Below are 9,507 nucleotides of genomic sequence, written 5' to 3' on the forward strand. Positions count from 1 at the left end.
GACGCGGCCTCCGCGGGCGCGTACCTGCATGGCCTGGCCGCCCGGCGCGCGGCGACGCCGCCGACCGCCACCGAGGTGGCGGCGGCGTTGCGGTGGGCCTGGCAGGACGTGACCGAGGGCGGGTGACACCTGCGCATCCGGGTGATTCACCTGACGCCCGCGCCTGAGGGCGACCACTCGGAGGCATCTCGTACGGTCACGTCGTCCCACGCGTCCACCGCGGCCTCGGTCGGCTGAAGACCCGCGCGCCGCGGCGCACGAAGGTTGAGAGACTGGGGTGGTGAACGACCAGTATCCGAGCGCGCCCCCGTCCGACGCGGCGCTCCGCGCCAGCGCCACTATCGACCTGGGCGCCGTACGCGCCAACGTAGCCGCGCTGCGTGCCCGCGCCTCCGGTGCGGAGCTGATGGCCGTCGTGAAGGCGGACGCGTACGGGCACGGCATACTCCCCTGCGCCCGTGCCGCGCGGGAGGCGGGAGCCACCTGGTTGGGGACCGCGACGCCCCAGGAGGCGCTGGCGCTGCGTGCGGCGGGCGACCGTGGCCGGGTGTTGTGCTGGCTGTGGACCCCGGGCGGTCCGTGGCAGGCGGCGATCGAGGCGGACATCGACGTCACGGCAAGCGCGTCCTGGGCGCTGCGCGAGATCACCGCCGCCGCGCGCGCGGCCGGGCGTACCGCGCGGGTGCAGCTCAAGGTGGACACCGGGCTGGGCCGGAACGGCTGTCAGCCCGCCGACTGGCCCGAGTTGCTCGGCGAGGCGCGCGCGGCGGAGGCGGCGGGCACGCTGCGAGTGACCGGGATCTGGTCGCACTTCGCGTGTGCCGACGAGCCCGGGCACCCCTCCATCGCCGCCCAACGGGAGGCTTTCCGCACGGCCCTGGAACTGGCTGACCGGGCCGGGCTGGACCCGGAGGTGCGACACCTGGCCAACTCGCCCGCGACGCTGACGCTGCCGGAGGCGCACTTCGACCTCGTGCGCCCCGGCCTCGCGCTCTACGGGCTCTCGCCGTCACCCGAGGTCGGTACGGCCGCCGAGTTGGGGTTGCGGCCGGCGATGACGCTGCGTGCCGCGCTGGCGAACGTCAAGCGGGTGCCCGCGGGACACGGCGTGAGCTACGGGCACACCTACACCACTTCCGGCGATACCACCCTCGCGCTGGTTCCCGCCGGGTACGCCGACGGCGTACCCCGACATGCCTCCGGGACGGGGCCCGTACTGGTCGCCGGCAGGTGGCGCACCGTCGCGGGGCGGGTGGCGATGGACCAGTTCGTCGTCGACCTGGAGGGCGACTCGGCCCTCGCCGGGGACGAGGCGGTGTTGTTCGGGCCGGGCGACCGTGGTGAACCGACGGCGCAGGACTGGGCGCACGCGGCGGGGACCATCGCGTACGAGATCGTGACTCGGATCGGCGCGCGAGTGCCCCGGGAGTACGTCGACTCGCGCTCGGCGGAGCGGCGCGCGCGCCCGGACACGGCCGCGCGCCCGGATCCGGCAGGCGGCTCGGAGGTGTCCGGCCCACGTTCGCCGGTCGACCCGGCACCCGTCGACCCGGAACCCTTCGACTCGGCGTCCGGCAGGGCGGAGGTGTTTCGGTGAGCGAGGCGGGTGAGGTGGGTGAGGCGAGCGGTGGCTGGGTGCGGCACGCCGGGGTGGCCGGGGCGGCGGTCGGGCTGCTGGCCGCCGGCGTCGCGGTCGAGCGACTGACGGTGAACCGTACGGTACGCCGGCGGGCCCGCGCCGAGCTGGACACCTCGGGTCCGTACGGCTCGCTGCGGGGCGAGCCCGGCACGGTCGTCGCGGCCGACGGCACCGAGCTGTACTACGAGGTCGACGAGCCGGTCGAGGCTCCCCAACCGGTCATCGAGGGGGAGCCCGCCACGAGCGGTGTGGACCCGGAGGTCGCGGCGGCGGTACGACACGCCGGCTGCACGGTGGTCTTCTCCCACGGCTACTGCCTGAGTCAGGACGTCTGGCACTTCCAGCGCGAGGCCCTCCGAGGCTCGGTGCGGACCGTGTACTGGGACCAGCGCAGTCACGGCCGCTCCGGGCGCTCCCAGCCGGGCGAGCGGATGAGCATCGACCGGTTGGGCGGCGACCTGAGGGCCGTGCTCGACGCGGCGGCGCCGGAGGGCCCGATCGTGCTGGTCGGGCACTCGATGGGTGGCATGACCATGATGGCGTTGGCCGACCAGTACCCGGAGTACGTGGCCCAGCGGGTGTCCGGAGTGGCCTTCCTTGGTACGTCCGCCGGCGGGCTGGGCGAGGTGACGTACGGACTGCCCGCGGTGGGCGCGAAGGCCGTACGCCGCGTCGTACCAGGCATACTGAGCGCGCTGGCCGGTCAAGCGGAGCTGGTCGAACGCAGCCGANAGTTGCTCGGCGAGGCGCGCGCGGCGGAGGCGGCGGGCACGCTGCGAGTGACCGGGATCTGGTCGCACTTCGCGTGTGCCGACGAGCCCGGGCACCCCTCCATCGCCGCCCAACGGGAGGCTTTCCGCACGGCCCTGGAACTGGCTGACCGGGCCGGGCTGGACCCGGAGGTGCGACACCTGGCCAACTCGCCCGCGACGCTGACGCTGCCGGAGGCGCACTTCGACCTCGTGCGCCCCGGCCTCGCGCTCTACGGGCTCTCGCCGTCACCCGAGGTCGGTACGGCCGCCGAGTTGGGGTTGCGGCCGGCGATGACGCTGCGTGCCGCGCTGGCGAACGTCAAGCGGGTGCCCGCGGGACACGGCGTGAGCTACGGGCACACCTACACCACTTCCGGCGATACCACCCTCGCGCTGGTTCCCGCCGGGTACGCCGACGGCGTACCCCGACATGCCTCCGGGACGGGGCCCGTACTGGTCGCCGGCAGGTGGCGCACCGTCGCGGGGCGGGTGGCGATGGACCAGTTCGTCGTCGACCTGGAGGGCGACTCGGCCCTCGCCGGGGACGAGGCGGTGTTGTTCGGGCCGGGCGACCGTGGTGAACCGACGGCGCAGGACTGGGCGCACGCGGCGGGGACCATCGCGTACGAGATCGTGACTCGGATCGGCGCGCGAGTGCCCCGGGAGTACGTCGACTCGCGCTCGGCGGAGCGGCGCGCGCGCCCGGACACGGCCGCGCGCCCGGATCCGGCAGGCGGCTCGGAGGTGTCCGGCCCACGTTCGCCGGTCGACCCGGCACCCGTCGACCCGGAACCCTTCGACTCGGCGTCCGGCAGGGCGGAGGTGTTTCGGTGAGCGAGGCGGGTGAGGTGGGTGAGGCGAGCGGTGGCTGGGTGCGGCACGCCGGGGTGGCCGGGGCGGCGGTCGGGCTGCTGGCCGCCGGCGTCGCGGTCGAGCGACTGACGGTGAACCGTACGGTACGCCGGCGGGCCCGCGCCGAGCTGGACACCTCGGGTCCGTACGGCTCGCTGCGGGGCGAGCCCGGCACGGTCGTCGCGGCCGACGGCACCGAGCTGTACTACGAGGTCGACGAGCCGGTCGAGGCTCCCCAACCGGTCATCGAGGGGGAGCCCGCCACGAGCGGTGTGGACCCGGAGGTCGCGGCGGCGGTACGACACGCCGGCTGCACGGTGGTCTTCTCCCACGGCTACTGCCTGAGTCAGGACGTCTGGCACTTCCAGCGCGAGGCCCTCCGAGGCTCGGTGCGGACCGTGTACTGGGACCAGCGCAGTCACGGCCGCTCCGGGCGCTCCCAGCCGGGCGAGCGGATGAGCATCGACCGGTTGGGCGGCGACCTGAGGGCCGTGCTCGACGCGGCGGCGCCGGAGGGCCCGATCGTGCTGGTCGGGCACTCGATGGGTGGCATGACCATGATGGCGTTGGCCGACCAGTACCCGGAGTACGTGGCCCAGCGGGTGTCCGGAGTGGCCTTCCTTGGTACGTCCGCCGGCGGGCTGGGCGAGGTGACGTACGGACTGCCCGCGGTGGGCGCGAAGGCCGTACGCCGCGTCGTACCAGGCATACTGAGCGCGCTGGCCGGTCAAGCGGAGCTGGTCGAACGCAGCCGACGGGCCACCGCCGAACTGTTCGCCGTGCTGGTGCGGCGTTACTCCTTCGGGCGACCCCGGGAGGTGGACAGCGCGGTCGCCCGGTTCGCGCAGCGGCTGATCGAGTCGGTTCCGGTCGACGTGGTGGCGGACTTCTACCCGGCCTTCACGGAGCACGAGAAGAGCGCCGCGCTTGGCGCCTTCGGCGGGATTCCGGCGCTGGTGCTGGCCGGTGACCGGGACCAGATCACCCCGTACGCGCACAGTGAGGCGATCGCCGCCGAGCTGCCGGAGGCGGCGCTGACCACCGTCGTACGGGCCGGGCACCTGGTGATGCTGGAGTGCCCCGAACTCGTCGACACGGAACTCGCGGCGCTGTTGGCGCGTACCATCCGGAAGCATGGCAAGACCGCACAAGGCACAGCACGGGCAGATTCCGCCGGGCGCCGCGCAGACCGTTCACCTCACCGTTCCGACCCCTGACCTGATGGGGGAGCTGGGCCAGCGGCTGGCGAAGCTGCTGCGGGCCGGTGATCTGGTGCTGCTGACCGGGGAGTTGGGGGCCGGCAAGACGACACTCGCGCGTGGCCTGGGGGCCGGTCTCGGGGTGCGTGGCGCGGTCACGTCGCCGACCTTCGTCATCGCGCGGGTGCACCCACCGCTGGGTGAGGGGCCGGCGCTGGTGCACGTGGACGCGTACCGGCTGGGCGGCGGCCTCGAGGAGATGGACGACCTGGACCTGGACGTGTCGCTGACCGACTCGGTGGTGATCGTGGAATGGGGCGAGGGGAAGGTCGAGGAACTGGCCGAGGACCGGCTGCACGTGGTCATCGGGCGCGCGGTCGGCGCGGACACCGTGGGTCCGGGCGGGGGGCCGATGGACGTACGGGAGGTCAGCGTGACCGGCGTCGGTAGGCGCTGGGCCGACGAGGACCTGAGCGTGCTGGGCTGACCGCCCGCGCTGGTCGCCGGCCCCCCGCATGGGTCTCCGCTGTTCGGGCGGCCGGAGTCGTGCGTGACAGGAGCGCCGTGTGTGCCGAGAGCGCCGCGTCGTGCCGACAGGATGGCGGAGTCGTCCCGACAGGATGTCGGCAAGAAGTTGCGCCGTGGACTCGTGGCGTGGTCCTATGGGCTCGGAATCCACAAGTGAGGTATACCTAACCTCTGGAGGGCTCATGCCGGCCGAACAGCGGAAAAGCCCAGCCCGCTCGCAGCGGACGCAGCAGCAGCCCTCCGTGGCCGAGGTGTTGGCGGCGTGTGCCGCCGCTGAGGCCGTCTCCACACCACCGGACCCGGAGCGGGGGCGTACGCCCGGGGCGCCGCACGGCACCGTGAGCGCTGACCCGGCCGGGACAACCGACAGTGCGCCCGCCGGGTCCGGGACCGCCGGGTCCGAGTCAGCGACAGCCGAGCCCGGGTCGGGGGGCGTACCGTCCGGCCCGCCGTGGCGGCTGCCCGGGGCGGCCCCGGAGCGCCGGGCGGCGTGAGTAAGGGCGCGGGAGCGCTGGGCTCAGGGCTCAGGGAGTCACGACGACCTTCGTGCCGATGGTGGCGAACACCCACATCTCGTCGCCGTCCGCGGTTCGCTGGCGCACCCCGCCGGTCTTCTCGCCGGGCCGCAGCTTCGGCTTCGAACCGTCCAGTGCCGCGCTGAAGCCGATCACCGTGGGGCCGACGCTGGCGAAGCGAACGACGTTCTCGATCGCCTCCCCGTCCGAACCGGTGACGTGCGAGGAGCGCGAGGTCACCTGGTAGGTCCCCGGCTTGGGGTCCACCGAGCTGGGCCAGACGCGGTAGGTCCGCTCGACCTTGCGGCGCTCGTTGACGATCCAGACCCGATCTCGCTCGAGCGCGTACACCACCCGCTCGCCGGCGCCGGACCGCTTCGGCAACTGCTGCTTGGCCTTCTCGTCGGACTCCTTCTCGGAGGGAGAGGCACTGGGCTTGTCCGAACCGGAGGGCTTGTCCAGTGCCGCCGACGCCTGGTAGGCGAAGAAGCTGACGACGCCCATGGAGAGCGCGGTCAGCACCGTCACGATCATCCCCGCGCTACCGCTGCTACGTGCCACCGTGCCGCCATCCCTCCGTGCGCCTGCGCCCCGTTGACGTTAGCAGTCACCCGGCGGGCCGTGCCCGTCCGCGACCGCTCCGGGCCGGGAGCGGCGGCGCGTTGGCTGGTTCTCGCCCCTCGACTCCCGCCCCTCGACCGGAGTCTCCGCCTCTCGACCGGAGTCCGCACAGTTCGAGGTGCGACGTACGGACGTACGCCCCGGCCACCGCGGTGGAATCGGGCCGGCGCGGACGGTCGTAGGCTGGAGGCGTGCTGCTGCTCGCCCTGGACACCGCGACCCCCGCCGTCACCGTCGCCCTGCACGACGGGGCACGGCTCCTGGCCCACTTCGACCACGCCGACGCCCGACGGCACGGCGAGCTGCTGCTCCCGGCGGTCGACCACGTGCTGCGCACGGCTGGTCGGGAGACCTCGCAGCTCACCGACCTGGTCGTGGGCGTGGGCCCGGGACCGTACACCGGACTGCGGGTCGGCCTGGCCACGGCGGAGGCGCTCGGTTCGGCACTCGACGTGCCGGTGCGCGGGCTGTGCACGTTGGACGCGATGGCGTACGCCTCGGGCCTCGGTGCCGCGCCGGACGAGTCACCGTTCATCGTGGCGACGGACGCCCGGCGCAAGGAGGTGTACTGGGCGCGGTACGCCGACCCCGTCACCCGGCTGAGCGAGCCGGCCGTCGCGCGCCCGGAGGAGCTCGCCGAGCGGGTGGCCGGCGTGCCTGCGCTGGGCGCGGGCGCGCGGATGTACCCGGAGGTGTTCACCGGCGTACGGCCCGACCTGCCGGAGCACCAGTCGGCCGCCGCGCTCGCCGCGCTGGCCGTGCATCGGATCGGCGTCGGCTCGGACTTCCTACCGCCCCGGCCGCTCTACCTGCGCCGCCCGGACGCCCGGGTGCCCAGCAACTACAAGGTGGTCACCCCACGATGAGCCGCGAATCCGGTCCGGCTTCCGCTGCCGCTCCCGCGGCGGACACCGACCCGCGCACCTACCGGCGGCCCGGCCCGGCGGAGGTGCCACGGCTGGCGGAGATGCGCTGGTGGCACATCGAGCCGGTGGTGCGGCTGGAGGGCGCGGTGTTCCCGGACGATGCCTGGTCCGCCGGGATGTTCTGGTCCGAGCTGGCGCACGCGCGCGGCCCGCGCGCCACCCGCCGCTACCTCGTCGCGCATACCACGGAGGGCGAACTCGCCGGATACGGCGGGCTGGTGGCGACGGACCGCACCGGAGACATCCAGACACTGGGCGTGCTGCCTGCCCACCGGCGTACGGGCCTGGGCGCGCGCCTCCTGGACGCGCTCCTGTGCGCGGCCACCCGGGACTTCGACTGCCACGAGGTGCTGCTCGAGGTCCGCGTGGACAACGCCGCGGCCCGCCGGCTGTACGAACGCTTCGGATTCGTCCCCATCGGCGTGCGTCGGGGCTACTACCAGCCGGGGAACATCGACGCGCTGGTGATGCGCAACGAGCGCCCCGACACGCGCCCGCAACGGCACCAAACGGACCAACGGACCACCACGGACTGAGCGGACCCCATGACCAACCCAGACGAACCCCTGGTCCTCGGCATCGAGACCTCCTGCGACGAGACCGGTGTCGGCGTCGTCCGCGGCCGTACGCTGCTCGCCGACGCGATCGCCTCCAGCGTCGACGAGCACGCCCGGTTCGGTGGCGTCGTCCCCGAGATCGCCAGCCGGGCCCACCTGGAGGCGATGATCCCGACGATCGACCGGGCGTTGGCCGAAGCCGGGGTACGCCCCCGGGACCTGGACGGTGTCGCCGTGACCGCCGGCCCGGGCCTCGCCGGCGCGCTGCTGGTCGGAGTCACCGCCGCGAAGGCGTACGCGTACGCCCTCGGCAAGCCCGTCTACGGCGTCAACCACCTCGCCTCGCACATCTGCGTCGACCAACTGGAACACGGCGAGCTGCCGGAACCCACCATGGCACTGCTGGTCAGCGGCGGACACTCGTCCCTGCTGCTGGCGCCGGACATCACGACCGACGTCCGGCCGCTGGGTTCCACCATCGACGACGCCGCCGGCGAGGCGTTCGACAAGGTCGCGCGGGTGCTGCAACTCGGCTTCCCGGGCGGGCCGGTGATCGACCGGTACGCCCGGGAGGGCGACCCGGCGGCCATCGCCTTCCCGCGCGGGCTGTCCGGGCCGCGGGACGCGCCGTACGACTTCTCCTTCTCCGGGCTGAAGACGGCGGTCGCCCGCTGGGTCGAGGCCGCCCGGGCGGAGGGGGAGCGGGTGCCGGTCGCCGATGTCGCGGCGTCGTTCCAGGAGGCGGTCACCGACGTGTTGACCCGCAAGGCCGTCCGGGCCTGCCGGGACGAGGGCGTGGACCATCTGATGATCGGCGGCGGCGTGGCGGCGAACAGTCGGTTGCGCGCGATGGCCGAGAAGCGCTGTGCGGAAGCGGGCATCACGCTGCGGGTGCCGCGCCCGAAGCTCTGCACCGACAACGGCGCGATGGTCGCGGCCCTCGGCGCCGAGATGGTGGCGCGTGGCCGGTCCGCCTCGGACTGGGGACTGCCCGCGGACTCCTCCCTCCCGGTGACCGAGCCGCACGTCCCCGCCAGTCCGGCGCGGCCCGCGGCGTACGGCCAGCACGGCCACGACGGCGTACACGTACACGTACACGACCACGTACACGAGCTGAGCGGAAAGAACCTCTACGCGTCATGACCGTCGCCCTGATGTGGGAAGCCAAGGCAACACCGGACCACGGGCCGGAACTCCTCGCCTGGTGCCGTGCCGAGACCCTCGCTCCGGCACCGCTGCGTCGGGAGACCTACTCGGCCCCGGGGGACCGGGTGCTCGTGATCACCTGGTGGCACGCGGCGTACGACGCGCGGCTGCCCGAGCTGCCCGATCCGCCGCCGGAACTGCTCGCCCGCCCGGTGCACCGCTGGCGTTTCGAACAGGTGCAGCCCAGCCACTGACCGGGTGCGTCCGGAGCCGGCCGCCGGCCGCCGGCCGGTGGTCAGTCGGTCGGACGCGGCACCGGATGCCCCAACAGCATGCTCGGGGCATCCGCGACCCTGGTCAGGAACACGGTCGCGGACCCCTTGCCCCGGGGTTTGACCTTCCGGCGCAGCTCCTCCGGCTCGATGGGCGAGCCACGTTTCTTCACCGTGAGGCTGCCGACCTCGCGCTCGCGCAGCAGCGCGCGTAGCCGCTTGAGGTGGAAGGGCAGCACGTCGGTGATCTCGTACGCGGTGGCGTACGGCGTGCGCACCAGCTCGTCCGCGCTGACGTACGCGATGGACGGGTCGATCAACCAGCCGCCGACGGCGTCCGCCACCTCCGCCAGCAGATGGGCCCGGATGACGGCGCCGTCCGGCTCGTGGAGGTAGCGGCCGACCGGGCCGGTGGGCGGCGTGCGCGGCTCGGCTGCGCTCAGCGTGTGGCCGCCGGGCAGCAGCGTCGCCCGTACGCCGTGCAGCCGCGCCGACCTGCT

General features: G+C 73.8%; 10 protein-coding genes. 8 read left to right on the plus strand and 2 right to left on the minus strand.

The features are described 5' to 3' along the window. The first annotated feature begins 280 nt into the window (after positions 1–280). The 4 genes from alr (AN216_RS11540) (at position 281) to tsaE (ending at position 4,929) form a co-directional block, all read left to right on the plus strand. Complete coding sequence (gene alr / locus AN216_RS11540) at positions 281–1,597, plus strand: alanine racemase (RefSeq protein ID WP_079166497.1); 1,317 nt, start codon at positions 281–283, stop codon at positions 1,595–1,597. 335 nt (positions 1,598–1,932) lie between these two features. Then, the gene (gene alr, locus AN216_RS26890) at positions 1,933–3,225 is read left to right on the plus strand and encodes an alanine racemase (protein WP_170843099.1); all 1,293 of its coding nucleotides are present in this window, start codon (positions 1,933–1,935) and stop codon (positions 3,223–3,225) included. Further along, a complete protein-coding gene (locus AN216_RS11550; protein WP_070196565.1) occupies positions 3,222–4,460 on the plus strand; it encodes an alpha/beta fold hydrolase in 1,239 nt (412 codons plus the stop codon). The genes alr (AN216_RS26890) and AN216_RS11550 overlap by 4 nt, the downstream gene beginning before the upstream one ends. A gap of 4 nt (positions 4,461–4,464) precedes the next feature. Continuing rightward, positions 4,465–4,929 carry a tRNA (adenosine(37)-N6)-threonylcarbamoyltransferase complex ATPase subunit type 1 TsaE gene (gene tsaE / locus AN216_RS11555; protein WP_070196566.1) on the plus strand — a complete coding sequence of 155 codons (465 nt, stop codon included), beginning with the start codon at positions 4,465–4,467 and terminating at the stop codon, positions 4,927–4,929. Between the two features lie 565 nt (positions 4,930–5,494). Here tsaE and AN216_RS11560 read toward each other — a convergent pair. Further along, complete coding sequence (locus AN216_RS11560) at positions 5,495–6,046, minus strand: hypothetical protein (RefSeq protein ID WP_070196567.1); 552 nt, start codon at positions 6,044–6,046, stop codon at positions 5,495–5,497. A 251-nt stretch (positions 6,047–6,297) separates the two neighbouring features. On the opposite strand from AN216_RS11560, the gene tsaB reads away from it, so the two are divergent. From tsaB to AN216_RS11580, 4 genes are read left to right on the plus strand one after another with little or no spacing between them, the layout of a single operon-like run. Beyond that, a complete protein-coding gene (gene tsaB / locus AN216_RS11565) occupies positions 6,298–6,972 on the plus strand; it encodes a tRNA (adenosine(37)-N6)-threonylcarbamoyltransferase complex dimerization subunit type 1 TsaB (protein ID WP_070196568.1) in 675 nt (224 codons plus the stop codon). Then, complete coding sequence (rimI, locus tag AN216_RS11570; RefSeq protein WP_079166492.1) at positions 6,969–7,568, plus strand: ribosomal protein S18-alanine N-acetyltransferase; 600 nt, start codon at positions 6,969–6,971, stop codon at positions 7,566–7,568. Before tsaB ends, rimI begins: the two co-directional genes overlap by 4 nt. A 9-nt stretch (positions 7,569–7,577) precedes the next feature. Next, complete coding sequence (tsaD, locus tag AN216_RS11575) at positions 7,578–8,732, plus strand: tRNA (adenosine(37)-N6)-threonylcarbamoyltransferase complex transferase subunit TsaD (RefSeq protein WP_070196569.1); 1,155 nt, start codon at positions 7,578–7,580, stop codon at positions 8,730–8,732. Then, positions 8,729–8,989 (plus strand): hypothetical protein, encoded by a 261-nt coding sequence (locus tag AN216_RS11580; protein ID WP_070196570.1) that lies wholly within the window; start codon positions 8,729–8,731, stop codon positions 8,987–8,989. The genes tsaD and AN216_RS11580 overlap by 4 nt, the downstream gene beginning before the upstream one ends. A 41-nt stretch (positions 8,990–9,030) precedes the next feature. Here AN216_RS11580 and AN216_RS11585 read toward each other — a convergent pair. Beyond that, a partial coding sequence (locus AN216_RS11585; RefSeq protein WP_420855718.1) for a THUMP-like domain-containing protein occupies positions 9,031–9,507 on the minus strand: 477 nt, incomplete at its 5' end.

This window comes from Streptomyces oceani (assembly GCF_001751245.1).
Classification (GTDB): Bacteria; Actinomycetota; Actinomycetes; order Streptomycetales; family Streptomycetaceae; genus Streptomyces; species Streptomyces oceani.

Excerpts from the sequence above, each read along its gene's own strand:
- tsaE (WP_070196566.1), top strand. The coding sequence starts at position 4,465 with ATGGGGGAGCTGGGCCAGCGGCTGGCGAAGCTGCTGCGGGCCGGTGAT.
- rimI (WP_079166492.1), top strand. The coding sequence starts at position 6,969 with ATGAGCCGCGAATCCGGTCCGGCTTCCGCTGCCGCTCCCGCGGCGGAC.
- tsaD (WP_070196569.1), top strand. The coding sequence starts at position 7,578 with ATGACCAACCCAGACGAACCCCTGGTCCTCGGCATCGAGACCTCCTGC.
- AN216_RS11580 (WP_070196570.1), top strand. The coding sequence starts at position 8,729 with ATGACCGTCGCCCTGATGTGGGAAGCCAAGGCAACACCGGACCACGGG.